Source organism: Flagellimonas algarum, assembly GCF_040513375.1.
GTDB classification, from domain to species: Bacteria; Bacteroidota; Bacteroidia; order Flavobacteriales; family Flavobacteriaceae; genus Flagellimonas_B; species Flagellimonas_B algarum.
On record NZ_JBEVTG010000002.1, the window covers coordinates 1 to 25,983 of the forward strand.

26 protein-coding genes and 1 tRNA gene are annotated in these 25,983 nt (G+C 46.4%); 13 read left to right on the forward strand and 14 right to left on the reverse strand.

Going from position 1 to position 25,983, the window contains the following annotated elements; translation table 11 throughout:
• On the forward strand, positions 1 to 343 hold a 343-nt coding region (locus ABV409_RS07165), incomplete at its 5' end, for a T9SS type A sorting domain-containing protein (RefSeq protein WP_353876896.1).
• A 1-nt stretch (position 344) separates the two neighbouring features.
• Here the strand turns inward: ABV409_RS07165 and ABV409_RS07170 are convergent.
• On the reverse strand, positions 345 to 1,088 hold the full coding sequence (locus ABV409_RS07170; RefSeq protein WP_353876897.1) for a tyrosine-protein phosphatase: 744 nt from the start codon (positions 1,086 to 1,088) through the stop codon (positions 345 to 347).
• A 253-nt stretch (positions 1,089 to 1,341) separates the two neighbouring features.
• Between ABV409_RS07170 and ABV409_RS07175 the strand changes: the two genes are divergently transcribed.
• Positions 1,342 to 4,074: a hypothetical protein gene (locus ABV409_RS07175; RefSeq protein ID WP_353876898.1), complete on the forward strand. Its 2,733-nt coding sequence runs from the start codon at positions 1,342 to 1,344 to the stop codon at positions 4,072 to 4,074.
• 41 nt (positions 4,075 to 4,115) lie between these two features.
• Here ABV409_RS07175 and mnmE read toward each other — a convergent pair whose 3' ends face one another.
• Positions 4,116 to 5,486, reverse strand: coding sequence for a tRNA uridine-5-carboxymethylaminomethyl(34) synthesis GTPase MnmE (gene mnmE / locus ABV409_RS07180; protein ID WP_353876899.1), 1,371 nt, complete (start codon positions 5,484 to 5,486; stop codon positions 4,116 to 4,118).
• A 125-nt stretch (positions 5,487 to 5,611) separates the two neighbouring features.
• On the opposite strand from mnmE, the gene ABV409_RS07185 reads away from it, so the two are divergent.
• Positions 5,612 to 6,610 carry a glycosyltransferase gene (locus ABV409_RS07185; RefSeq protein ID WP_353876900.1) on the forward strand — a complete coding sequence of 333 codons (999 nt, stop codon included), beginning with the start codon at positions 5,612 to 5,614 and terminating at the stop codon, positions 6,608 to 6,610.
• Positions 6,611 to 6,715: 105 nt separating this feature from the next.
• On the opposite strand, the gene ABV409_RS07190 is transcribed toward ABV409_RS07185, so the two are convergent.
• Entirely contained in the window at positions 6,716 to 7,645 is a 930-nt protein-coding gene (locus ABV409_RS07190; protein WP_353876901.1) for an SP85-like N-terminal domain-containing protein, read from the reverse strand.
• Positions 7,646 to 7,918: 273 nt separating this feature from the next.
• On the opposite strand from ABV409_RS07190, the gene ABV409_RS07195 reads away from it, so the two are divergent.
• A complete protein-coding gene (locus tag ABV409_RS07195) occupies positions 7,919 to 8,278 on the forward strand; it encodes a DUF4870 domain-containing protein (protein WP_353876902.1) in 360 nt (119 codons plus the stop codon).
• A 36-nt stretch (positions 8,279 to 8,314) separates the two neighbouring features.
• On the opposite strand, the gene dnaN is transcribed toward ABV409_RS07195, so the two are convergent.
• The 5 genes from dnaN to ABV409_RS07220 form a co-directional block, all read right to left on the reverse strand.
• Positions 8,315 to 9,433 (reverse strand): DNA polymerase III subunit beta, encoded by a 1,119-nt coding sequence (gene dnaN / locus ABV409_RS07200; protein ID WP_353876903.1) that lies wholly within the window; start codon positions 9,431 to 9,433, stop codon positions 8,315 to 8,317.
• 97 nt (positions 9,434 to 9,530) lie between these two features.
• Positions 9,531 to 11,207, reverse strand: a complete 1,677-nt coding sequence (gene gldG / locus ABV409_RS07205; RefSeq protein WP_353876904.1) for a gliding motility-associated ABC transporter substrate-binding protein GldG — start codon at positions 11,205 to 11,207, stop codon at positions 9,531 to 9,533.
• Positions 11,195 to 11,968 carry a gliding motility-associated ABC transporter permease subunit GldF gene (gldF, locus tag ABV409_RS07210; protein WP_353876905.1) on the reverse strand — a complete coding sequence of 258 codons (774 nt, stop codon included), beginning with the start codon at positions 11,966 to 11,968 and terminating at the stop codon, positions 11,195 to 11,197. The genes gldG and gldF overlap by 13 nt, the downstream gene beginning before the upstream one ends.
• Entirely contained in the window at positions 11,935 to 12,231 is a 297-nt protein-coding gene (locus tag ABV409_RS07215) for a putative quinol monooxygenase (RefSeq protein ID WP_353876906.1), read from the reverse strand. Before ABV409_RS07215 ends, gldF begins: the two co-directional genes overlap by 34 nt.
• Positions 12,232 to 13,062, reverse strand: a complete 831-nt coding sequence (locus ABV409_RS07220) for an SAM hydrolase/SAM-dependent halogenase family protein (protein ID WP_353876907.1) — start codon at positions 13,060 to 13,062, stop codon at positions 12,232 to 12,234.
• A 117-nt stretch (positions 13,063 to 13,179) separates the two neighbouring features.
• On the opposite strand from ABV409_RS07220, the gene ABV409_RS07225 reads away from it, so the two are divergent.
• The 7 genes from ABV409_RS07225 (at position 13,180) to ABV409_RS07255 (ending at position 19,874) form a co-directional block, all read left to right on the forward strand.
• Positions 13,180 to 14,133: a PhoH family protein gene (locus tag ABV409_RS07225; RefSeq protein WP_353876908.1), complete on the forward strand. Its 954-nt coding sequence runs from the start codon at positions 13,180 to 13,182 to the stop codon at positions 14,131 to 14,133.
• 5 nt (positions 14,134 to 14,138) lie between these two features.
• A complete protein-coding gene (locus tag ABV409_RS07230) occupies positions 14,139 to 15,092 on the forward strand; it encodes a phosphoribosylaminoimidazolesuccinocarboxamide synthase (protein ID WP_353876909.1) in 954 nt (317 codons plus the stop codon).
• Positions 15,093 to 15,121: 29 nt separating this feature from the next.
• The gene (locus ABV409_RS07235; protein ID WP_353876910.1) at positions 15,122 to 15,376 is read left to right on the forward strand and encodes a DUF4212 domain-containing protein; all 255 of its coding nucleotides are present in this window, start codon (positions 15,122 to 15,124) and stop codon (positions 15,374 to 15,376) included.
• Entirely contained in the window at positions 15,376 to 17,151 is a 1,776-nt protein-coding gene (locus tag ABV409_RS07240; RefSeq protein ID WP_353876911.1) for a sodium:solute symporter family protein, read from the forward strand. Before ABV409_RS07235 ends, ABV409_RS07240 begins: the two co-directional genes overlap by 1 nt.
• A gap of 114 nt (positions 17,152 to 17,265) precedes the next feature.
• On the forward strand, positions 17,266 to 19,173 hold the full coding sequence (acs, locus tag ABV409_RS07245) for an acetate--CoA ligase (protein WP_353876912.1): 1,908 nt from the start codon (positions 17,266 to 17,268) through the stop codon (positions 19,171 to 19,173).
• 176 nt (positions 19,174 to 19,349) lie between these two features.
• On the forward strand, positions 19,350 to 19,541 hold the full coding sequence (locus ABV409_RS07250) for a hypothetical protein (protein ID WP_353876913.1): 192 nt from the start codon (positions 19,350 to 19,352) through the stop codon (positions 19,539 to 19,541).
• A gap of 141 nt (positions 19,542 to 19,682) precedes the next feature.
• Positions 19,683 to 19,874, forward strand: a complete 192-nt coding sequence (locus ABV409_RS07255; RefSeq protein WP_353876914.1) for a hypothetical protein — start codon at positions 19,683 to 19,685, stop codon at positions 19,872 to 19,874.
• Positions 19,875 to 19,890: 16 nt separating this feature from the next.
• On the opposite strand, the gene ABV409_RS07260 is transcribed toward ABV409_RS07255, so the two are convergent.
• Positions 19,891 to 19,964: transfer RNA gene (locus ABV409_RS07260), tRNA-Met, on the reverse strand.
• Positions 19,965 to 20,096: 132 nt separating this feature from the next.
• Between ABV409_RS07260 and ABV409_RS07265 the strand changes: the two genes are divergently transcribed.
• On the forward strand, positions 20,097 to 20,480 hold the full coding sequence (locus ABV409_RS07265) for an START-like domain-containing protein (protein ID WP_353876915.1): 384 nt from the start codon (positions 20,097 to 20,099) through the stop codon (positions 20,478 to 20,480).
• A gap of 13 nt (positions 20,481 to 20,493) precedes the next feature.
• The gene (locus ABV409_RS07270; protein ID WP_353876916.1) at positions 20,494 to 21,381 is read left to right on the forward strand and encodes an aminotransferase class IV; all 888 of its coding nucleotides are present in this window, start codon (positions 20,494 to 20,496) and stop codon (positions 21,379 to 21,381) included.
• On the opposite strand, the gene ABV409_RS07275 is transcribed toward ABV409_RS07270, so the two are convergent.
• The 5 genes from ABV409_RS07275 to ABV409_RS07295 all read right to left on the reverse strand — a co-directional run bounded on the left by ABV409_RS07275 (position 21,378) and on the right by ABV409_RS07295 (position 25,908).
• The gene (locus ABV409_RS07275; RefSeq protein ID WP_353878151.1) at positions 21,378 to 21,938 is read right to left on the reverse strand and encodes a YqgE/AlgH family protein; all 561 of its coding nucleotides are present in this window, start codon (positions 21,936 to 21,938) and stop codon (positions 21,378 to 21,380) included. The genes ABV409_RS07270 and ABV409_RS07275 overlap by 4 nt on opposite strands.
• 114 nt (positions 21,939 to 22,052) lie before the next feature.
• Positions 22,053 to 22,325 (reverse strand): HU family DNA-binding protein, encoded by a 273-nt coding sequence (locus ABV409_RS07280; protein WP_353876917.1) that lies wholly within the window; start codon positions 22,323 to 22,325, stop codon positions 22,053 to 22,055.
• Between the two features lie 178 nt (positions 22,326 to 22,503).
• Positions 22,504 to 23,469, reverse strand: a complete 966-nt coding sequence (fmt, locus tag ABV409_RS07285; RefSeq protein WP_353876918.1) for a methionyl-tRNA formyltransferase — start codon at positions 23,467 to 23,469, stop codon at positions 22,504 to 22,506.
• On the reverse strand, positions 23,450 to 25,348 hold the full coding sequence (locus ABV409_RS07290) for a RecQ family ATP-dependent DNA helicase (RefSeq protein WP_353876919.1): 1,899 nt from the start codon (positions 25,346 to 25,348) through the stop codon (positions 23,450 to 23,452). The genes fmt and ABV409_RS07290 overlap by 20 nt, the downstream gene beginning before the upstream one ends.
• Positions 25,349 to 25,350: 2 nt before the next feature.
• Entirely contained in the window at positions 25,351 to 25,908 is a 558-nt protein-coding gene (locus ABV409_RS07295; protein ID WP_353876920.1) for an AAA family ATPase, read from the reverse strand.
• Between the last annotated feature and the right edge of the window lie 75 nt (positions 25,909 to 25,983).

The following is a 25,983-nucleotide window of genomic DNA, read 5'->3' on the forward strand; positions in this document are numbered from 1 at the left end:
GGAGCTATTCAATGAGGGCTTAGGGTCCAATATAGTCCCTGATGAATTTGAGGTTTTGACCGCTACATCTACCCAAGAACCATCCGTGACATCGGTAAAGGCTTTCCCTAACCCTACAAATAAGGACGTGTCCATAATTTGGTCAAAAGAAGACAATATCGAATCGATTTTCATATTCGATATGGCTGGTCGCCTGGTCCGTCACCTTCCTTCGGATAAAATGGAACGCGACGGTAATACCGTTCGAACGGACCTAACCGGTATGGAAGACGGCTTGTACATTTTGATACTTCAAGGTGAAAAGGGAAGTCAAGATCGGCTTGAATTGGTCATTCGGAATTAAATCAATTCCGAAAATTTTCTATCGTACGCTCGATGATGGGCCGCAACAATTGGATTTTCTTGGGTTCGAGTTGGGCCTCTTTAAGGAAGTTCAATTGGCGCATCGAATGCACATCGGAACCGAAGAAGTCAATAAGATTCGCCTTAATGAGCTCAAAAGCCGTTTTCTGTACTTCCGAACCATAGTACCCGGCAACGGATAGGATATTGGATTGAAACAAGAGGCCAAGATCTTTATAGCTCTTGAATTTTACAGTTTTACCCCCTAGGAACTGGTACCGCTCGGGATGGGCTAAAATCGGGAACAATTTTTTGTCAATGATGGCACTAACGGCACTCTTAAAGTTCAAGGGGGGTTGCAGAAATGACATTTCGATCAAAAGGTAGTATTTCCGTAATGGGACCACACTGGTTGTGGCCAATAGGTTCTCGAAGTTGTCATCGATCATATGCTCTGCCGCGAAATCGAGATGGACGGAGTCCATTGCGTGCTGTCGAAGGGCCGCTTGAAGTACTTCAAAAGCGCTGGTAATAGTCTCAGGGGTATTGTCGTGGTAATTGTGCATGATGTGGGGGGTACACACAAAGTGCTCGATCCCTATCTCGCCAAATCCCTTGATCATGGCCAAGGAATCGGTCACGGTCTCGGCACCATCATCGATACCTGGGAGCAAATGGTTGTGGATGTCAACGAATCCTTCGAATTGATCCATCAAGAACGCTTTCTTTGAAAAAAATGAGAGCATGGTCGTTATTTACCGAAACGGAAATTTTTAAACAGCATTGGTTTTGGGAAGCAGTTCAGGTACAAAAATCGCTTAATAGCTACTAAATGCCTCCATTTCCGTTAACTTAAGAATTAATAATTTTAAAGGGAACGCAAATTATCAAAATCTTACGTAAACTAAGAACGTATCCAAAATCAATGACATGGATTTTTGCCAACCCATTACTATGGAAAACCTCGATTTAAGATGGTTGTAAAGAAAAGCAACAATTATGGACTTTAGGGGTTTTGCTTCTTTTGTTGTGGTCATTCATGCTCTTTTGCTTTCGGAAAATTGCCTTTCCCAGAATTCTTTAGAGCTGGAAGCGGAGCTTTTTTCACATGCTACGGATGCTGAAAAAATATACCTTCAACTTTCAGGAACGACCTTTAATACCTCGGAAACCATCTGGTTTAAAGCGATTGTGACAGATGTTTTAGACCACAAGCCTACTACAAAAAGTGGTGTACTTCATGTCGAGCTGATCGACCCTTTGGACAATCGTGTAGTGGACAAAAGCCTTCTAAAACTCCATAAAGGGATCTCAAGCGGTTTTTTTCAGATGCATTCAAGCTATAGGGAAGGAAACTATATCATTAGGGCTTACACGGAATGGAACAAAAATTTCGACCAAGATTTTACATATTCCGTTCCCATATCGCTATTTCGGATCCAAGAGATGGATAAAAAACCTAATCCGATTAGAAATATGGTTTTTACCAAAGACCCTGCTTCAAATGAGTTTTTAGTATCGGCTTCCATATGGGTTAAGGATTTGGATAGTCTTCATTATGATGACGCCATGCTACTAATAAATTGGAATGGAGGCAAGGACTCGATTGCATTGGAATACAAAAAAAAGGAAGCTGCAATCAAAGTACGGCATAAAATTCCGCTTGAGGTTCCAATGGTCAATTACCAGTTAAAAACCAATAATGAGGTATTCACAAAGTCCGTAGTACTTGATCAAGAATATGGTGCACTCCGATTCTTTCCAGAAGGAGGTGCCTTAGTTGAGGGAATGCAAAGTGTTGTAGGATTCAAGTATCTCGATTACAAGGGAAGGGGTGCCGAAATCGTAGGGACCATTGAAGATCAAAATCAAGTCGTAATAGGCCAATTCAGAAGTAACGCTTTAGGTATGGGTAGTGTAGTCTTGACACCCAAGCTAGGACAAACCTATTTCGGTGTTCTGAAAACCAAAAGTGGAAATACCTTTAAGTATGAACTTCCGAAGGCAAAGAGGGATGGCCTGATTTTGAGTTTAATTCAAAGAGGAAGGAATAAAGCACTTAGAATTTGGAATAAAGAAAGGAACAAGGATAGCCTATTTGTAAAGTTTTACCATCGGGGCAAGAATCTCTTCTTTCTAAAAGCATGCTTCAAAAATGGAATGTTCTCTTTCAAAATACAGCCTAACGACCTCCCTCAAGGTGTTATCGGGCTCACGGTCTTCGATAAAAACCTTTCGCCAGTTGCGGAACGTCATTTTTTCAATTATCTCAAGCAAGAAACCCTTGATATCGAGTTGAAAACGGATGATGAGCGCTATATCGCTCGTGATAGTGTCCAGGTTTCCATTTCAACCAAGTATAACGGCCAAGCCATACCGGCATCGATTTCCGTTATGGCAGTAGACTCCAGTTACTTTAACGGTACCAATCTCAAAAGAAACGATATCGTTTCTTATTTCTTACTCCAATCCGATATCAAGGGAACCGTTGAGAATCCGTCTTATTATTTTGAGGATGAGGCGAAGCTTGCGGAATTGGATTTCTTGATGTTGACCCAGGGTTGGACCAATTACAAATACAAAGAGAAGAAAAGGGCCAAGTCGTTTGGTGCTGAAACCGGTTTGGAAATCAGGGGTATCGTAAGTGAGCTTGACAATCAAAATAAAAGTCAACATGAATTAAGTGTGCTTCTTATGGGAAAGCCTATCGAGGCTTATTCCATAGACACCGACGATAGGGGCAATTTTAAACTAAGCTTGAAAGATAGCTATGGCCTGGGCAGAAAGTTTGTGATACAACCTACGGCTGCGAGCAATAAAAGAGGTAATCTAAAGGTAGAAATCAAAAGGTATGAAGTTCCCGATATTTCCTATAACATCAATAAAATTATTACTCCGGTGGATAGTATTGTTGAAAAGACAATGATTCAAAAGATAGCAACGGATATTCGAATCGACCCTTTCCTACTACCAAATACCATAGCCCTCGAAGGTGTTGAAGTAAGTGATTATAGCGTAACTCCAGAGCGTGCCGAAATGGTCGAACTACATGGCATACCCGATGTTGTGATCGCTAGCGAAGAGTTGATAAAAAAACGAAAGAAATGGACCAGGGGTTTGTACAGGTGGTTACTCTATAATTATCCACGGGATATTAAAGTAACTAGGGTCAGCAATGGAACAAGTTTTGAGATAGCCTATGTTTATGGTGCCGAATGGACTTATGTGGTTATCGATGGTATTCCGGTACATGAACGCGATTACGGACTTATCGGTAGTATTCCGGTAAGTGCGGTCAAAAGTGCCGAAATTATTCGAAACACAAGTACCGCCAATACATACCACACCCAGGTTTTTGATTGCGCTCCAATTTGTCCCCCACCGGCTTTTCCGGCGATTCTAGCCATTTATACCTTTTCAGGAGAGGGTTTGTCAGGAGCTTTTCCTAAAACCAAGATAACAGGTCTTATTAACGATACGGCACCACAGTTCTCCCCAATACGGGAATTTTACGCCCCTGAATACCATTCGGAAAATATGGATTGGAGTGTTCCTGACAGACGTACATTGTTGTATTGGAATCCAAATATCATCACTGATAAGAATGGCAGGGCTGTCACGACTTTTTTTAATAGTGATGTTTTAGGAAAGATGGTTCTCATCTGTGAAGGCATAACACACAATGGAAAAGTTGGGTATTCAGAGGTATTTTACGAGGTTGATGATCCCTAATTTGATCTAAACGGATTCATGGAACCAAAAATTCGTAAGCGTTATTTACCGATACAGAAATTAGAAAATATATTGCCCAATAGGTCTTCGGTATTTACCGCTCCGGTAATTTCACCGAGATGATGTAATGCTTCACGGATATCGATGGCCAACAAATCGGCCGGCAACCCTTCTTCCATCCCCTCTTTGACCTTGTCGATGGCGATCATGGCCTTATGGAGCGCGTCATAGTGCCGGCCATTCGAGATGATGACATCGTTTTTCCCAAGGGCCCCTGTTTTCGAACGGGTCAATAACGCCTCCTTGAGACCTTCGATGCCATGCTCGTTTTTGGCCGAAAGGAGAAACAACCCTTTGAACCGTTCTTGCAAGTCCTTAATGGTTTCTGGAGGGGTCATATCGGTTTTGTTGGCGACCACGATGATCTCTTTTTGGGGGTAGGTACTTCTTAGGGTCTCCAAGTCGTCGGGCACCGGACGTTGGGCATCAAAAAGATACAGTACCAAACGTGCCTCCTCGATTTTTTGCAAGGCTTTTTCAATGCCGATTTTTTCAACATAATCTTCCGTTTTACGCAATCCGGCAGTATCGATGAATCGAAACTGCACCCCTCCGATATTGAGTTGATCTTCTATGGTATCCCTTGTGGTACCGGGTATATCGCTAACGATGGCACGCTCTTCGTTCAACAAAGCGTTCAAAAGTGTTGATTTGCCCACATTGGGTTCTCCGATAATTGCGACCGGGATACCGTTTTTGATCACATTCCCCAAAGCAAAGGAATCGATCAATCGCTTCAGCACACCGGTTATCGTATCCAACAGTTGGTTGAATTGCGAACGATCTGCGAACTCGACGTCTTCTTGCGAAAAATCAAGTTCCAATTCGATCAAGGACGCGAAGTTCAACAGTTCTTGCCGTAGCTGCTCGATTTGATTGCTGAACCCACCGCGCATTTGCTGCATAGCCAGTTCGTGGGCGCCCGCACTATCACTCGCGATCAAATCGGCAACCGCTTCAGCTTGACTGAGATCCATTTTACCATTGAGGAAGGCCCGTAAGGTAAACTCCCCTTCAGAAGCCATCCGGCATCCTGATTCCAAAAATACCCGAATGATCTCTTGCTGAATGAAAGAAGAACCATGGCAGGAGATTTCCGCAACGTTTTCACCCGTATAGGAATTGGGCCCTCTGAAAATACTAACCAAAACCTTATCGATTTCCTTTTTTCGGTGAACGATATGCCCAAGATGTACGGTATGGCTTTTTTGTTCGTTTAAGTTTTTTGCACGTATCGATTCGAACTTTTGTGCGACTATGTTTATGGCGTCTTCACCCGACACCCGAATGACCGCGATGGCGCCTGTACCCGGTGCACTGGCCAAAGCAATGATGTTATCATCTGTTGACATGGCTACAAAAGTACGAAGAGAAGACCACTCCTGTGGGTATTTGGAGGCATATGATCGATTGCCCCAAACAATCGTCTACGATTCGTTTGCGAATTTGTATACTTGTGCGCTTTGAATTGGCATAGATGAGACTGAGCATTTTGATTCCGGTTTTCAACGGGCAGGATTTTATCGATCGATGCCTTAATGGGATTCTTGACCAAGGTATTCCAAGTGACGCCTATGAAATCATCCTGATCGACGATGGTTCGACCGACGATTCGCTCACCATCGCTAGATCTTTTGTCGACAAGCACCCGAACATCCGGTTATTTTCACAACAGAACCAAGGGGCCTACGCCACCCGAAACCGACTTTTGGAACTCGCCCAAGGGGACTACATTTATAACTTCGATATCGATGACCTCTTGGTAGGAAACAACCTGCTGCGAATCCTTGACCATGCGGAGGAACGACAGTTGGATATGGTGGGGTTCAGATCATCGACCATAGCCGAAATCGGAGAAAACGGGACGCAACTTCCTTTATGTAATCCTATGGAATTCGATTCGGGCAGGGACTTTATCCAATCCTTTCCCTATCACCGGGTTGAAGTATGGTGGTACCTGGTTCGAAAAGGATTTTTGGTCGAGAACGCTATCCGATTCCAAGACAACGCTAACAATGCCGATGTGGTTTTTACGTATTCGGTGTTGTTCAATTGCGGTAAGATGGCTTTTTTCGATTGTGTGAACCATCACTATTGCTTATCGGAGAATTCGATCATGCGTGCCAACCAATTCAAAAAACGAATGGAAGTAGTCCACTCCATGCACGATATGGTGTTGTCATTAGACGATTTCGTAAACAGACAGGCCCATGAGGATATCGAGGCCTCCGTTTTACGTATCGTAAACGATCGTGTCAGTCATTTCGCCCTCTTTAACATGGCCAATATGGTTCGCATCGGAATGGCTTTTGAAGACATACAACAGCGGATAAGTTCATTGGAATTCAGGGAAATCTACCCTTTTGACAAACGGGTATTCGAGCGTATGAAATTGAAAACACGGCTATTGGTACAGTTAATGAACAACCGGTTATTTTTGCGCGTGGGCACCACGATTTGCAAGCAGCTTCGCTAAGACATACAAGAACAAAATGCCGTAAACCCCATATATAAAAAAAGACCAGAATGTATCTGGTCTTTTTACAATATGTTCGTAGCGAAGTACTAAATCATGGTCGATTTAGTGCTTTTTTCCATAATACTTGCAGCATCGCAGTCTGAAATCGAAATCCATCACCCAAAGACGCTCGCCGGTATGACGATCGGTGATCCATCCCCAATCGCTGAAACCATGTGCTCCGATGTTTGAATCGAATCCGGCACCGTTAGGTCCTAATTGACCGTTTAGGTTCTCACCGCGTTGTTCTAGACCGAAACATCCTTGACCGACACAGTCGCCACCCCAAGCGTACAACCAGCTGTAGCGATTGTCGATTTCGTAGTAGTGGAGTTCCGAAGGATCAGCTTCTTGAGAGGCACATCCAGGCTCCAATTTGAATTCACCACCTTCAGCTGTAAACTCGTCATAATTTTTCTTGTCACGCAACCATACGTTGACGTAGACCTTACAATTTCCTTCGTTCATGCTGGTGATTCCGCGGATAAGTGCGGTACCATTGCTGAACTCAGCGAAAATCAATCGCTTGTGTCTGCGAGATGAAAAATAGGTGGTCGGGTTGAAGTAATCCGTTTCGTTTTCTGGCCACCACATGTTGGCTTTTGGTTGTCTGTCAGAGAAAGGACACCTGTCGGCGTCTTTGACAAGACACAATGAAGTAACGCGTGGGCGATGGTGGTGACGTCCCATGTTGATTTCTTCACCATCAGATCCCAAATCCGAATTTTGGAAATCGACCATTTCCAAATTCAAGTCGCCTACTTGGCTCAAATCAAGATCATTGACCTCATTGAAGAACTCAGTTTGGATTTGTTCAAAATCCTCGATCGATAGGTCGACCTCCTCAGAGTCAAGGTCGGCAGACTCTTGGGTAGTTACCAATTCAGTGTCAGAAGCGGCATCGATGGTTCCGTCAGTGGTAGTCACTGCGTCGTTTTCGCAACTGGCCAGGGCAAACAAAGCCGCAATGGCTAAAATGTTGATTTTTTTCATTAGGTATGTTTTGTGAAATATTTAACAAAGTACGGCAAGCTTCCCATTTCCTTTAACATTTTAGACGAACTGCACTTTTTTCGGATGGTCGGTATAAAAAGTCGTACTCCCCGGAATTCAGCTTGAATATTCTTACATTGAATTGATAAACAGTGGATTACATGTTTGTAGGTAAAACCCTAATCGAAGACTCCAGTAAGGGTAGTTCGCCCGTGATGTAACAAAATGCTAAAAATGGAGACCCATAGTGTATAACATCATATCAATCGAAAAATGGAATTAGTAAATCACAGCGCGCTGCGCAAAGACAATACCCTTTTAGCGGTCACCCATTTGACCCAATTGTTGCATTTCGTAACCGGTTTCGGTGGTTTCTTGGTTCCCCTGATCATCTGGGCCAGTTCCAAGAATTCCGTAGAGGGTATGGACGCTCACGGTCGTTCGATCATCAATTTGCAATTGAGTTTACTCTTGTATATTATCTTGAGCATACCGGCCATCTTGTTCTTGGGCTTGGGGATCATTACCCTGATCGGTTCGGTTATCGTGGCCTTCGTGCTGCCCATCGTAAATGCTGTAAAAGCAGCCAATGGCGAACCTCCATCGTATTTTCTAACGATTAAATTCATATAAAAAAAGCCGGTCTAGACCGGCTTTTTAGTTTTTTAATCAGTTGTTGAGCATGACCGGCATGACCAGCATGGTCACGGCTTCGCCTTCATCAAGGCCGTCGGAAGGGGTCAGTAGACCGGCACGGTTCGGCAGGCTCATTTCGAGGGTTACGTCCTCGGAGGACAGGTTGTTCAGCATTTCGACCAAAAACCTCGAGTTAAACCCGATTTGCATGTCATCACCCTGATAAGAACAAGACAAGCGTTCTTCGGCCTTATTACTGTAATCGACATCCTCGGCTGAAATATTCAATTCCGCTCCAGCGATCCGCAACCGGATCTGGTGGGTGGTCTTGTTAGAGAAAATGGAGACCCGACGCACTGAACTTAACAATTGGTTTCTTGCAATGGACAGGACATTTGGATTTTCTTTCGGAATGACCGCTTCATAATTAGGATATTTACCATCGATCAAGCGACAGATCAGCTCCGTATCATCAAAGGTGAATTTGGCATTGCTTTCGTTGTATTCGATCTTTACCTCGGATTCCGAACCGGCCAAAATCCCTTTCAACAAGTTCAAGGGTTTCTTGGGCATGATGAATTCAGCGACCTCAGAGGCACTAACATCATTGCGGACGTATTTCACAAGCTTGTGGGCATCCGTGGCCACGAACGTTAGCTTTTCCGATGAAAATTGGAAGAATACCCCGCTCATTACCGGTCTCAGGTCGTCATTACCCGCAGCGAAAATGGTTTTCGAAATCGCTGTGGCCAGCACGTCACCCAAGAGGGTAGTGGAACTCGGATTCGATAATTCGACGGCTTTTGGGAACTCATTGCCATCGGCATAGGCCAATCCGTATTTGCCATGGTTCGAACTGATCTCGACCGTGTTGTTGTCCTCAACCACAAAGGTCAAGGGTTGTTCGGGAAACGTTTTTAAAGTATCCAATAACAAACGGGCGGGTACCGCGATGACTCCTTCAGAATCGGAATCTACCTGCAAGACCGAGCTCATGGTGGTTTCGAGGTCGGATGCCGATACGGTCAAGGTGTTTTTGTTCAAATCGAACAAAAAGTTATCGAGGATGGGAAGCGTATTGCTATTGTTGATGACGCCACCAAGTACCTGCAGTTGTTTGAGGAGATAGGTGCTGGATACGATGAATTTCATTGATGCTTGTTTTGATGGCACTTGGGCAAGCCTTCCAAAGTGCATAATCGCAAAGATATCTTAAATGTGATTGTGGAAGAAACTAATTTATCAACATTCAGGATGCGAATTTGCGCTTTCTCAACTGGTTGGCGGTTATTCCGAAAATCAGCAGTAAACCCACGGGCAGCAAGACATTGAGCAATTGCCATTTCATTTTTTGATCGGCTATTTTCTTTTGGTCCAACAAGGCAATTGCAACCTTTTTATTCCGAATGTTTATAAGTCCCGTATCGTCTAAGAGGTAGTTCATCGAATTGATCAGAAACGCTTTGTTGCCGAAAGAACCATTGGTCCATTTGTCATATCCCAATGGCAATGGGCGTCCTTGACGTATTTGGTTTTTGATCAGATCCCCATCGGCGATGACCAACATTTTGTTCGATTCGCCTTGCTCGATAGCACCCTTCAACCGCAGGGGTTTGACCCTGTTGGTGAACGCCGAATTGAAATCACCTTCGACCAAGACCGCCAACGGAAGGTTGCCATTGCCCGCATAGGCCTGCTGATCGGGTTTGTTCGAAATACCCGATAAGGCGATTTGTCTCGGTATACCTTCCGATTTGGACAGCGGTGACGATGACAGCAACACCGTTTTGTCGTACGCATTTCCAAGGGTATCGATGCTGCCCGTGAATTGTAAACGCAGTGCTTCGATGTTGTTGTTGATCGGATGATCGTTTCTTGAAAAAACCATGGGGTGGTAGACCCAAGGTAGGGGGTCGTATTGTGAAGCGTCCGCTTCACCCGTTGCCAAGACGATGGGGGTGTTGTACAGATCACTGACCAAATCGGTATTGAGGCGAATGCCGAACTTGAAAAAGAAATCGTTCAGGTTCAAATCGCGGTTGATGGCCAAATTACTTCCGGTTGGGTTGAACAGGCTATCAAGTTCCATAGCGACCTGATCGATCAACCATAGCGATCGGCCTCCATTCACGATATATTGATCCAATACGTATTTTTCAGGGTCGCTGAAGGGTTGGGTAGGTTTGGCGATTAGGGCAAGATCAAAGGTCTTCAATTGATCCAACAGCTGCTGGGGATTGCTGGCGACCGAGTCCAAGGTTATCGCCCCGATGTTATAGTAAGCCTTGATCTCCCCAAGGAAATCGGCCAAATACAGGTCATCCAATTCGTTGTTGCCCTTGATGACGGCTACTTTCTTTTTAGTGGTCAATCCCACCTTCGTAAAAGCGTCGGCAAAAGCATATTCAAGCTGTTGAACGGATAGGTTGACGCGTTCTTCAGAGGTAGCACCAAGCTTGTTTTTCAAAAGCGGTACTTTGACCGTCTTGTCGTTGTAATTGACCATGGCCCAAGGGAAAACCAGTTCTTGGGAGACTTTTCCGTCTTGCTCGATGGTCACACTGGCCGGGGTCAACCCGATTTGCTGCAATTCATTGATGGTGGTTTCGCGGTCATCGACCCCTTCAAGGGGATCCACGAATTCGACTCGTAATCGGCTGTTTTCCGACTCGAATTCTTCCAAGATCTGTTCGGTTTCGGCCTGTAGTTTTAGAAATTCAGCAGGTAATTCCCCTTCGAGTAATACGTCGACGGTTATGGGTGCCTCAAAATCCTTCAAGGTGTTTTTCGCTGCATTTGAAAGCGTGTACCGACCGTCTTCGGTCAAATCGAGACGCAAAGGCAACCATCCCGCCAAATAATTCAGGGCCAAAAGGAGTACGACCCCTTTGAGAATCGGTATACCCACGCGCTTCATCGTTGCCATAAATTATTCAATTTGAGGTGGGTCGAGTACAAGAAAAACAAGGTCATTGAAATAAAATAGACGACATCCTTAACATCAAGGACTCCACGACCGATCCTTTCAAAATGGGCTTTGGCCCCCAACAAACCGATCGCACGTTGCCAAGCCCCGTCGGTAGCTATCGAGGCAACGGCCTCGAATCCGAAATACACCGAAAAACAAAGGAATACGGCCAAGAGAAAGGAAACGATCTGGTTTTCGGAAAGGGCAGAGGCGAAGACGCCTATTGCTGCATAAAGCAAACAAAGCAAGCACAAACCAAGATAAGACCCCAGGAGTACCCCTGCATCGTAATTTGCTTCGGTACTCCCCAATTCGGATAGTGACCAGATATAAACGACAGTGGGTATCAAGGTCATCAGGGCTATGGCGAAAACCGCAAGGAACTTGCCCGTTAAGAGCCCAAGGGTTCCGAAGGGTTTGATCAATAACAATTCCATGGTCCCCAGTTTCCGTTCTTCCGAAAGGCTTTTCATTGAAAGTGCCGGAATCAGGAACAAGAACACCCACGGGGCCAAATAAAAGAACTGGCTAAGGTCTGCGAAACCATAATCGAACACATTGAAAGGCCCTTTGAAGACCCATAGGAAGAGTCCACTCAACAACAAAAAGCCGCATCCGATCAAAATACCGGACAAGGAGGAGAAAAAGGATTGGAATTCTTTTCGAAAGATCGCAAGCATACCGTTCAATTCAAGGTTTCCATTTTCGATACGCTCCAAGCTTGGGGCTTGTCGGCGAACAATACCTTGGTTCGTTCCCAAACGGCTTTGAAGAACCCGGAACTGCGATAGGCCTCAAGCGCCTCTTCATCGGCCCAATAACTATAGGTGAAAAATACGTTAGTCTCGTTCAAATCGCGATACAGTTCAAGAAACAGGCAACCCTCAAAATTGCGGATATGGTGCTTGGTCTCTTCGAATATTTGTTCAAAACTAGAAATATTTTCCTTTGCCAAGGTCAATTTTACGATGCGAACCAACATTTAGGTAAAGTTGATGGTTATCGTGTCCCTGTATTCAAGGCCTAAAAGACTCGATGCCGAGCCCACGGAGTGCTGATCACTTTTATAAATGGCCAATTCGATATAACCTGAAGAGTTGAAAAGGGCCAAAAGATCACCGGGTCCCTTTCGCTTATCCGGCGGCAGTTCATAGTTGATGAACCCATTGTAGGTATGGTGGATATGCCTCACCTTTTCGGTACGGGCACTGATTTCAAAAGCCCGTCCATTTCGGTAGGCTTCGAAAAGGGTTTTTTGGATGTTGGTCACCACATTGCCGTAGTTATCGATATAGATGACGTTGCCGATAATGGTCTTGCCGTCGTTGGTCACCCTGGGTTCGAAATCGCGTAGTTCGCGCAATTCGGAATACGGTTTGCTCACCACCTCAAGCTTTCCGCCACGGGCCAAATGACAGGCCACGACCACCAAAACGTCGAAAGTCGGAAACGCGCCGTTCACCGGATTGGGGATGTCGATCTTGGCGATACGTTCTGGCACCGTACCAGAGGCAAGCATTGAAATGACCCCATTGTTGGATCCTATGAAATAATGGCCGTCGATCAGGGCGACCAAATGCTCGTTTTCTGGAGAAAGCTCTGAATCAAGACCGATAATATGGATGCTTCCTTCGGGAAAGGAGGGATAGGCGTTCTTTAAAATGTAAGCGCATTCTTGGATATGGAAGGGTGAAATGCCATGCGAAATATCAACGATCCGGGCATCGGGAACCTCGCGGAGTATGGTTCCTTTTATCGCAGCGACAAAATGGTCTTTGTATCCGAAATCGGTCGTCAATGTTATGATTGCCATGAAGCGCTGTTGATATGTTTTTGGTCTTTAAAACCGTTTTTTGGTTAAGTTTGCCTGTAAAAGTACAAAAGGAGAAACGTATTTTATCCATCCCACAACCCTAACAGTACATTTTCTTTGAACGAACTAATTATAGAACTTACCGAGATCAGTCCAAGGGATTTTTTCGGACAGCGGAACGAGAACATCGACTTACTGAAAAAGTATTTCCCCAAGCTTAAAATAGTTGCCAGGGGCAGCAAGATAAAAGTGTATGGGGATGAAGAATTGCTTGAGGAATTCGACCGGCGTTTCGATATGATCACCGCACACTTCGCCAAATACAACAAGCTTGATGAAAATTCGATAGAACGTGTGCTCACCAGCAATGGCAAGGAAGACTATGAATCTTCACAAGCCAGTGGTGAAGTGTTGGTCCATGGTGTAAGCGGTCGATTGATCAAGGCACAGACGGCCAACCAGCGCAGAATGGTCGATGCCTGTATGAAAAACGATATGGTATTCGCCATCGGTCCTGCCGGTACGGGCAAAACGTATACGGGCGTGGCTTTGGCGGTGAAGGCGTTGAAGGAAAAACAAGTACGACGAATCATTTTAACGCGACCAGCGGTCGAGGCAGGCGAAAACCTGGGGTTCTTACCCGGAGACCTGAAAGAGAAGTTGGACCCTTACATGCAACCCTTGTATGACGCGCTACGTGATATGATCCCTCCTGAAAAGTTGGAAAAATTCATCGAAGACGGTACCATACAGATCGCCCCAATGGCCTTCATGCGTGGCCGAACCCTCGACAACGCCTTTGTGATCCTCGATGAGGCCCAGAATACCACCCACGCCCAAATGAAGATGTTCTTGACACGTATGGGTAAGAACGCCAAGTTCCTGTTGACCGGAGACCCTGGGCAGATCGATTTACCGAGACGGGTCATCTCGGGTTTGAAAGAGGCCTTGTTGATTCTGAAGAACGTGAAGGGCATCAGCATCATCTATTTGGATGACAAGGATGTCATCCGTCATCGATTGGTCAAAAAGGTCATCGATGCGTATAAGAATATCGAACACCAAAACTAAGGCCCATGTCGAACACCTTGATGGCCACTGACTTTCATTTCAAAGGGCAACGATCGGTTTACCGCGGCAAAGTGCGTGAAGTCTACACGCTTGAAGACGATTTGTTGGTCATGGTCGCCACCGACAGACTCTCGGCGTTTGATGTAGTCATGCCCAAAGGCATTCCGTTCAAAGGCCAGATACTCAACCAAATCGCCACCAAGATGATGAAGGCCACCGAGGATTTGGTACCCAACTGGCTCCTGGCCACACCAGACCCCAATGTAGCAATTGGTAGGGCCTGCGATCCGTTTAAAGTCGAAATGGTCATACGCGGTTATCTTTCAGGGCATGCCGCTAGGGAATACAAGGCCGGCAAGCGGATGCTATGTGGTGTACCCATGCCCGACGGAATGCGCGAAAACGATCCGTTTCCAGAACCGATCATCACCCCGGCAACCAAGGCCGAAAAAGGCGATCATGATGAAGATATTTCGCGTGAAGCGATCTTGGAACGGGGAATCGTCTCTGAGGCCGATTATACCGTATTGGAAGACTATACCCGGGCACTTTTTGCCAGGGGTAAGGCCATTGCGGCCGAACAAGGGTTGATCCTGGTCGATACCAAATACGAGTTCGGCAAGACCAAAAGTGGCGAAATCGTGTTGATCGATGAGATCCATACCCCTGATTCGTCAAGGTACTTTTATGCCGAGGGGTATCAGGAGCGCCAAGAAAAAGGGGAGGCCCAAAAACAACTCTCCAAAGAATTCGTACGGCAATGGTTGATAGCAAACGGATTTCAAGGCCTCGAAGGACAACAAGTGCCGGCCATGGACACCGCCTATATCGATTCGGTTTCGGCACGCTACATCGAGCTTTACGAGAGCATTACCGGCGAGGGCTTCGAAAAATCGGACACTTCGAACATCCATGAACGTATCGGTTTGGCGGTGGCGGCTTACCTCGGTTCCCGCTGATTTACTATCTTTCAGGTCGGAGGACCGCCATGGAGAAACAAGACCGCCAAAAATATTGGAAGACCAATCTGCGCTATGTTGCCCTGCTTTTATCCATATGGTTCATGGTGTCCTATGGTTTCGGAATCCTTTTGGTCGATGAATTGAACGCAATTCGCCTAGGCGGTTTTAAATTAGGCTTCTGGTTTGCCCAGCAAGGCTCGATTTACGTATTCGTCATTTTGATTTTCGTCTATGTACGTTTGATGAACCGTTTGGACAAAAAATTTAATCTAGACGAATAATGACGATTCAAACGTGGACATTTTTGATCGTCGGTCTCACCTTTGCCCTTTATATCGGTATCGCTATTTGGTCACGTGCCGCTACGACCAAGGATTTTTATGTGGCCGGTGGTGGGGTTTCACCCTTGGCGAACGGTCTTGCTACCGCAGCCGATTGGATGTCGGCCGCGTCCTTTCTTGGTATGGCCGGGATTATTGCGTTTTCAGGCTATGACGGCTCGGTGTATTTAATGGGCTGGACGGGAGGTTATGTGCTGTTGGCACTACTTCTGGCGCCTTATTTGCGAAAATTCGGAAAATTCACCGTACCCGACTTTATCGGGGATCGGTACTATTCGAACGTGGCCAGAACGGTTGCCGTTGTGGCCGCTCTGTTCGTGTCCTTTACCTATGTCGCTGGGCAGATGCGTGGGGTAGGGGTGGTCTTTTCCAGGTTTTTGGACGTTGAGGTCAATACCGGGGTCTATATCGGAATGGCCGTGGTCTTGTTCTATGCTTTCTTAGGAGGGATGAAAGGGATTACCTATACCCAAGTGGCCCAGTATTGCGTTTTGATCTTCGCATTCATGGTTCCGGCGATTTTCATTTCGATACTCGCAACGGGCAATCCGATTCCACAATTGGGTTTTGGTGATGCGGGAAGCGATGGGGTCTACCTGTTGGACAAATTGGACGGACTGATGACCGAGCTCGGCTTTACGGCCTATACCGACGGATCGAAATCCAAAATAGACGTTTTCTTTATCACTGCCGCCTTAATGTTGGGTACCGCGGGTTTGCCCCATGTGATCATTCGCTTCTTTACCGTCCCTAAGGTCAAAGACGCTAGAAAATCGGCCGGCTACGCCCTTTTGTTCATTGCCATCCTATATACTACGGCTCCTGCCATAGCCGTGTTCGCCCGTACCAATTTGATGGAAACCGTTCAAAACACCGCGTATACCGACGTACCGCAATGGTTTACCAAATGGGAAGATACGGGTTTGATTTCTTGGACGGATAAGAACGGGGATGGTCGTATCCAATATTTACCGGGCACTTCAATTGTTGGGAAAAAACCTGAATTTACCGAGGCGAGGGGCTCCGAAGGGCAACGCCTGATCGCCAATCCCAGCCAATCCGCCAATGAGCTGTATGTCGACCCCGATATCACCGTTCTGGCGAATCCCGAGATCGCCAACCTCCCGAATTGGGTAATCGCTTTGGTTGCTGCTGGGGGCCTAGCGGCCGCCCTTTCGACCGCTGCGGGATTGTTGTTGGTGATATCGACCTCGATTTCGCACGATATCATCAAAAAACAGTTTATCAAAGACCTATCCGACAAAAACGAATTGCGGATCGCGCGGCTCTCGGCCCTTTTTGCTGTTGTGGTTGCCGGTTATTTTGGCATCAATCCCCCAGGTTTCGTCGCCTCGGTTGTGGCCTTGGCCTTCGGTCTTGCGGCCTCTTCCTTTTTTCCGGCCATTGTCATGGGGATATTCAGCAAGCGCATGAACAGCCAAGGAGCGATTGCCGGAATGGTTTGTGGACTGCTATTGACCACCTATTACATCGCAAGGTTCAAACTGGGGTGGATCGGCGATGCGACTTCCAACACGGCCGACAACTGGTGGTTCGGAATATCACCCGAAGGTTTCGGTACTGTCGGTATGTTGACGAACTTCGCCGTGGCCTTGATCGTTTGCCGCTTTACTCCGAAGCCCCCTCAAGCGATTCGTGAATTGGTCGATCGCATTCGCATCCCGTCAGGCGCGGGCGATGCCCAAAGGCATTAAACGGTTACCTCCCTTTCATTGAATCGATAATACCAATAATTGAGTATTTTCTATAGGGTATTTTCATCCGGATTTTTCTAATTTTAATTGCTTCGACCACAAACAAACAAACGAATGAGCAATTATCATATCAAACATCTCGAAGAGTATTTTCAAGTCTATCGCAAATCGGTCCGGAATCCGGAATCGTTTTGGGAAGAGATCGCCGAAGAACACTTTGTTTGGCGCAAACGATGGGATTCGGTCTTGGAATGGGATTTTACCAAACCTGAGATCAAATGGTTTTCAGGAGGTAAACTCAATATCACGGAGAACTGTATCGATCGGCATTTGCACATTCGTGGGGATAAGACCGCCATACTTTTCGAGCCCAACGACCCCGATGGGGAGGCGGAGCATATCACCTACCGTCAATTGCACGAGCGGGTCGGCAGATTCGCCAATGTTTTGAAGGCCCAGGGGATTACGAAAGGAGATCGGGTGGTCATCTATCTGCCCATGATCCCTGAATTGGCGGTTTCGGTGCTGGCCTGTGCGCGGATCGGTGCCATACACTCCGTGGTATTCGCAGGGTTTTCGGCCACTGCCTTGGCAACGCGGGTCAATGATTGTGGTGCCAAAATGGTCATAACCTCTGACGGATCGTTCAGGGGCAACAAGACGATCGATCTCAAGGGGATCGTTGATGAAGCAATGAACGATTGCCCTGATGTAGACACGGTCTTGGTCGCCGAACGCACCGGGGCGACCATCACAATGGTCGAAGGGCGCGACCTATGGTTGCGGTCTTTGTTGGATGCAGCCGATACGGATTGCCCCCCGGAAATTATGGATGCCGAAGATCCACTCTTCATTTTGTATACCTCGGGATCCACAGGTAAACCAAAAGGCATGATGCATACCACTGCCGGTTATATGGTCTATACATCGTATACGTTCAAAAACGTGTTCCAGTATAAGGAAGAGGATATTTATTGGTGTACGGCCGATATTGGCTGGATCACCGGCCATTCGTATATCGTGTACGGACCTTTGGCCAATGGAGCGACCACGGTCATGTTCGAAGGGGTGCCCTCTTTTCCTGATTTTGGAAGGTTTTGGCAAATCGTAGCGAAGCATGGGGTGACCCAATTTTATACGGCACCTACCGCAATCCGCGCTTTAGCGAAAGAGCACCTCGATCATGTCACCAAATATGACCTCTCGAGCCTTAAGATCTTGGGCACGGTAGGAGAACCCATTAACGAGGAAGCCTGGCACTGGTATAACGATCATGTCGGTGAGAAGAAATGCCCGATTGTCGATACCTGGTGGCAGACGGAGACCGGTGGGATCCTGATTTCACCGATTCCATTCGCCACACCGACCAAACCGACGTATGCCACTTTGCCCATGCCAGGGATCCAACCGGCCCTTATGGACGAGAACGGGAAGGAGATCCACGGAAACCAAGTCGATGGCCGTTTGTGTATCAAATACCCCTGGCCATCGATCGCCCGCACCATTTGGGGTGATCATCAACGCTATAAGGATACCTATTTCTCGGCCTTCCAAAACATGTATTTTACCGGTGACGGGGCCTTGCGTGATGAGGTGGGGTATTACCGTATTACCGGAAGGGTCGATGACGTGATCATCGTTTCAGGCCATAATCTGGGTACGGCCCCGATTGAAGATGCGATCAATGAACACCCCGCCGTGGCCGAATCGGCCATAGTTGGGTTTCCGCATGACATCAAGGGCAATGCATTGTATGGCTACGTGATATTAAAGGAGACGGGGGAGTCTCGCGACCGCGAGAATCTGAAAAAAGAGATCAATCAAGTGATTACCGAGCATATCGGTCCGATCGCGAAATTGGACAAGATACAATTCGTTTCAGGGCTTCCGAAAACCCGAAGTGGAAAGATCATGCGTAGGATCTTACGTAAAATCGCCGGTAAAGACGTTTCGAACCTGGGTGACACCTCCACCCTGCTCAACCCCGATATCGTTCAAGAAATCATCGAAAATGCCCTCTAAAACGAATCACCTTTAACATTCAAAGGGGGCATTTCGTTACTTCCCGTTTGTATGGATTGATATGTTATGGCACCGTGTCAAAACTTGGGTTAATACCGAAATTTTATGGCTTTTAATTAACCACCATCGTTTTTTGATGGTGGTATGGGATAGGTTTGTTCTTGAATGATAGCCAAATGCCAAATTTTATATCGGTTAGGGGATTACTAGGGGAAGAACTGGAACCGGTCGAGGTACAGTTGAACCCATCACAAATCACCTATATCCAAAATATCGAGGGAGTGAGCGAACTCCACTTAACCGATGGAAACAGCATCATGATACTTTCTATGGAGCATGAAAAGTTAATGGCGGTGCTATTCGAATGACATAAAGCGGATTGTCCTTTCAAGTTTTTGGTATGTGCCGGGCATTGGGCACAGTGTTTTAGGTGTAGGCTTTCCGCTTTTTTCAATACCGATTTATCGAAATGGAAGTGCGGTCGCTTTCACAACGAAACGCCATCAGGCATGGTCGAACATACCTGGGGCAAGCCGCCAATTGATTACCTGCCCACTGAAATATGGCTAAAACGCCTTGCACTGAAAAAAGATAACGAACTGCCCGACCCTTTTGAATTTACGTTTTCAGAATTTGACGGATTTCTAAGGGTAGTTCGTTTAGTTATCAAACCGAATCAAAAAAAAGCCCGTTTTCAATGAAAAACGGGCTTTTTCGTAGCGAGAGGGGGACTTGAACCCCCGGCCTCCGGGTTATGAATCCGACGCTCTAACCAGCTGAGCTACCTCGCCATGATTCCTTTAAGCGGGTGCAAATATAAAGGTTAATTTCAGCCTGTCAAAAAACAGATTTATTTTATTATTTGATATTTATTTTTTTATATTACCGAATTATAGAATTGAACAACGCTTAATAGCCAATACATGGGTGATAAAACCAAATTTGAGATAGAGTTCGTGATCCAGTCATCACCGCAACTGCTATACCAATATATTTCAACACCTTCAGGACTTTCAGAATGGTTCGCTGACAACGTAAACTCCAGGGGGGAGACCTTCACCTTTATTTGGGACGGTGCCGAGGAGTTGGCGAAAATGCTAAAGCGTAAGACCGATGAATTCGTCAAATTCGCTTGGGATGAAAACGAGGATGGCAGTTTTTTCGAAATGCGGATCATCGTTGATGAAATCACGAAAGACGTTTCATTGTTCATTACCGATTTCGCCGAAGAGGACGAACTGGATGAAGCCAAAATGTTATGGGGCAACCAAATTGCCGATTTAAAGCAGGTGTTGGGCTCCAAATAAGGCTGTTCCCTTTTTGAAACGTATCTTTGGTCCCGATTTTAACGGGACTTTTTTTATGGTCAATTTCAACGGCACTATCATCGCTTCCGATGCCACGGTACTTTCACATCAAAATCGAGGATTTCAGTATGGGGACGCCCTTTTTGAAACCCTACGATCGATCCATTCGAAGTTGATGTTTTGGGAAGACCATTATTTTCGATTAATGGCCGGAATGCGGGTGCTTCGTATGGAAATCCCCATGGAATTCACCATGGAATACCTCGCTGCTGAAATCCAAAGAGCCGTCGAAGCCAATGGCTTGACCGACAGTCCTTGTCGCGTTCGCATCACCGTATTCCGGAATTATGGGGGCAAATATGTGCCAAAAGACAACCAAATCGGATACCTGATCGAGGTCTCCCCGATGGCCGATGCTTTTTATGTTATCGATGAGGCAGCCTACGAAGTCGAACTTTTTCGTGATCATTATGTGAACCCGGGCATGCTTTCAAACCTCAAGTCGACCAACAAACTTTTGAATATCGTTGCAGGGGTTTTTGCCCAAGAGAACGATTACGAAAATTGCCTCTTGGTGAATACCGATAAGCAGCTGGTCGAGGCCATTAATGGAAACCTCTTCTTGGTTTTTGGGAACAAGATAAAAACCCCACCACTTACCGATGGTTGTTTGAACGGCATCGTCAGGAAGAAGCTGATCGAAATTGTCGGCAAATTGGAGGAATTTGAAATCGAAGCGGTCTCCATTTCCCCTTTTGAACTGCAAAAAGCGGATGAACTGTTTATCACCAATAGCATTTCAGGGGTTATCCCCGTTACCAAATACCGTAAAAAATCGTTTGAAAACAAGGTTGCCAAAGCAATGGCCGCCAAACTGAACACCTTGGCCCGCTTGACCTAATTGAGGATTGGGTTTTCAGGGGCATTCGACCAAATCAGGTAATCACCGCCCAATTCGACCATTTTTTCTTTCCAAAAGGCAGTAGATGATTTCTGGATGATATCGCTCTGGTACTCATTGCTCACGATCACCCATGATTTCGAGGAAAGCTCTTGGTCGAGCTGCAATGAAGCCCATCCGGAATACCCCAAAAAGAATCGGATATCGGTTTCCGTAATCGTCTGGTCATTGATCAAGGCAATGGTCTTTTCAAAATTCCCACCCCAATAAATACCGTCTGAGATTTCGATACTGTCTTCGATCAGCTCCGGCACCTTGTGGATGAAATAGAGGTTGTCTTGTTCTACCGGCCCGCCGTTGAATACCTTGAACGGCATTTTGATTTCAGTGACCAGATCACTGATGTCGTATTCCAACGGTTTGTTCAAAATAAACCCGACCGACCCTTCGTCGTTATGTTCGGCCAGAAGGACCACCGAACGATTGAAGGAAACATCACCTGTCAATGCTGGTTCGGCGATAAGAAGCTTGCCTTTTTCCGGTGTAGTGTTCAACATCATGCGATTGGAGTTACTTAAATGTAAGCTATTATGTCGATTTGACAAAAATTTGCCCAAAACAAAAAAAGCACTTCGGTGAGGAAGTGCTTTTCGAATATCGTATGTATGATATTAGTTTACCGCTTTGCCCAATTCAGCGCCAGCTTTAAACTTTACAACATTTTTGGCTGCAATTTTGATAGTCTGCCCAGTTTGGGGATTTCTACCTTCTCTTGCATTTCTTTTAGAAACAGACCAAGAACCAAATCCTACCAATGAAACTCTTCCTCCTTTTTTAAGAGAGCCTTCAACATTTCCCAAGAAAGATTCCAATGCTTTTTTGGCTGCTGCCTTAGTGATGCCAGCATCAGCTGCCATTGCATCGATTAACTCTGTTTTGTTCATAATTGACTTAAATTAATTGTTGTTAAAATAACTTTAATGCTGGAGCAAATTTATATGGATTTGCCACCGACGCAAGTAAAATCAAGGGAAATCAGGGTTTTTGTTGATAACTTGAAACGTTTGTTGATAAATGTGGACGTTTTGCCCCAATTTTCGTGAGCCTAGTCATAGTGCGGCTTTAGACGACATTGGCAGTTTTCTCGAATGAAAATCCGTTTAACACCGCTTTGGCCTCCATCCGACGTTTTCCCGGTAACTGGATTTCATGTAGGTTCAAAAACCCATCGGGCAAGGCTACTTTGATCTCTTTTTTGGAGGTCACCAATTGTAAGGGTTCATAACCGTGGGTCCCCGGCTCGATACTGCAAGTATAAATTTTCAAGACCAATTCATCGCCCACATTGTTTAAAACGGTCCATGCGGCAGGGTAGGGGTCCAACCCCCGAATTTGGTCGAATATGGCCTGCAAAGGTTGTGACCAATCGATTCGGGTGTTCTCCTTGTTGAGTTTCGGCGCGGGTTTCAAATCTTCTGCTTGGGGTTGTATTTGGGTGGGCACCGGGCCTTGGGCGATGCGTTCGACCGTTCGAACGATAAGATCGGCGCCGAGCTCCATCAGTCGATCGTGCAGTTCCCCTACGGTTTCCTCAGGACCTATGGAACAATGTTCTTGCAATATCATGGCTCCCGTATCGATTTTTTCATCGATGAAAAAAGTGGTGACCCCTGTTTCCGTCTCCCCATTGATGATCGCCCAGTTGATAGGGGCGGCACCCCGGTATTGGGGAAGCAATGAAGCGTGCAGGTTAAAGGTTCCGTACTCCGGCATTTGCCAGACCTCTTTGGGCAACATCCGAAATGCCACCACGACCTGGAGGTTAGCACCAAGGGCCCTCAAATCATCCAAAAAGTCCGGGTCTTTTAGATTGGTGGGCTGTAAAACGGGCAGTCCGTGGGCTTGGGCGAATTGTTTAACTGCCGAAGGCCGTAGTTTTCTGCCGCGACCGGCAGGTCGGTCAGGGGCGGTAATCACCCCGACAACCGTTTGGCCCGCTAACAGCAAACGGCGTAGTCCTTCGACCGCGAATTCGGGCGTACCCATAAAAATGATCCTGAGTTCCCGCTCAGTTTGTTTTGATTTCATATTCCGAATTGGTGTTCAGGATTACAATGCCATCTTCCAAGAGCTCTTGCAATCCTTTTAAAACAAGTTGTGGTCGCCTGTCAAGGCGATGCACCAACACTTTCGATGAAGCGCCACCTTCTTTTAAAAGTGCTAAAATACGTTGCTTTGTACTTTCTGGGTCCGTTTCTTGCCGTCTTTCAAGACAGCGGTCACATTGGCCACATGGAGCCGAAGGGTTCTCCCCGAAGTAGTCAAGCAAAAAGTTGGTGCGACAGGCCAAACCCGGGTCACCATAATCCAACACCGATTGGAGCCGTCCTTTTTTTAATTGGTTCAACCGGGTGATCGATTTCGCAAAGACATTAATGGTCCGATCGTCTTCCCTTGGAACTAAAAACGTGATATCGAGATCACTATCGTTCTTGCTATGGGAAATCAATCCCTCTTTGGCCAAAATCCCTAGGGCCTCGGTGAGCTGGCTTTCGGGTCGTTGCAAACGTTTTCCCAAACGGTACAAGTTGATACTTGTCTCGTAGTCGAATACTCCGGCATAAGTCCTTAAAATGGTTTGTATTAGGTCCACATGGCCCGGGTGTCGTTCCATGTAGTGGAAGAGGGACTTGTTGTCGACCAGAAATTGGATCGTTGTCTGCCGCTTGAATTGTTCGGCCATGGCAATGACACCGTTACGATCTAGAACCCGTAGTCCGTTATACGCAAGTGCGGGATTAAAACCATAATGTGCGCAAAATCGTTCGAAATGTAACCCGTGACGGGTTTGTTCCCCTTCGCCATAAGCAATTTGAAAATGAGCGTTCAATTTGGCATATAGCGTCTTGATGAAAGCCACATCGGGCAGTGATCTCAGAAAGCGACGTGTTGCGGTTTTTTGAAAGTCGGGCCGAAGTAGTAACATCGCCTTGGCCGTTTTTCCATCGCGTCCGGCACGTCCGGCTTCTTGGTAATAGTTTTCAATGCTTTCGGGCAGATCGAGATGGAGTACGAGGCGCACATTCGATTTGTCAATGCCCATACCAAAGGCATTGGTGGCCACCATGGTGCATTGCCCATGCAGCAACCAGGCATCGATTTTTGATTTTTTTTGATCCGATGTCAGTCCCCCATGAAAAAAATCACTTTCAATCCCATGGGATGCCAGGAGTTTGGCGTATTCCTGGGTGTGCCTGCGGGTGCTGACATATACGATCGCACTTCCTTGGGCCCGTTTGACGGCATCGATGATCTGGTGCTGCAGGTCTTCGGTTTGCCTTACGGCGAATTGGAGGTTGGCCCTTTTGAAGGAATCTTTTATCGGTCTATCGATCTTGAGTTGAAGGGTAGTGGCAATATCACCAATGACCTGTTCGGTAGCCGTAGCGGTCAAAGCGATGATCGGGACCTGGGGATGCAAGCTCCGCAAAACATCGCACTTTAAATAGGCAGGTCTGAAGTCATGCCCCCACTGCGATATACAATGGGCTTCATCGATGGCTATTAAGTTGACCTTCATTTTTTCAATACGTTCTTGTACCAATCGCTGCTGCAAGCGTTCAGGTGACAGGTAAAGAAACTTATAATCGCCATACACACAATTGTCCAACAACTGATCGACCCGTTCTTCTTTTTGTCCACCGACCAAGGCTACGGCCTTGATATCCATCGCTTTTAGTCGTGCCACCTGATCATGGATCAAGGCCACCAAGGGCGAAACAACGATGCAGATCCCATCTTTGGCCATGGCAGGTACTTGATAGCATATCGACTTGCCCCCGCCAGTAGGCAAAAGTGCAAGTACGTCATGACCCGAAATGGACGAGGCGATGATTTTCCCTTGAGACCCCAAAAAGGAATCATAATTCCAATAGGTTTTCAAGATGGATAGCGGATCAGGATGCACGGCTACTTCAGATTAAGGTCTTTCAAAACGAAATCCGTCCTATTTTCAATCGTAGTTTTTGGAACGGTAACGGGCGTATACCCAAAGCGGGTGTAGGTCGCCATCAGATATTCATGAAGGGCCTCGGCCTCTTCGAACGTCTCAAGTCGCTCATTATCGGAAACGTATATGGCTTTCCAAGGGGGTAAAATGTACACGGCATCGTAGCGATGGGTTTCGCAAGCTTCCGTAAAATCAGGTTCGTAGGCTTGATCGAAATAATCCATGTAAGCCAAAACATCCGGTATACCACGGTCGAAAAAACACAACGCGTCCGGCTGTTTGTCGGCTTTTAGAAAGTGATCGATACGACCTTGAAGCAGACTGCGGTTGAAGGCATAAGGATCATCGACGAAAGCCAAAGGGTTGCTTACCTGTTCCTTGATCGTTCCAGCCGATTTGGCTTCGGCGGTCATACTGCGGATTATCTCATGGAAGCAGGGATATCCCGCGGCTTCCAAGGCCTCGATGACCACTGTTTTTCCAGTGCCGGGTGCGCCGGTTACCACAATTTTCCTCATGCATTCCCAATTCGAGTTCCTTCACAAAGTAATGAAATCCCCCAGCGAGAAAAAAATTGACTTTTTAGAAGTTAT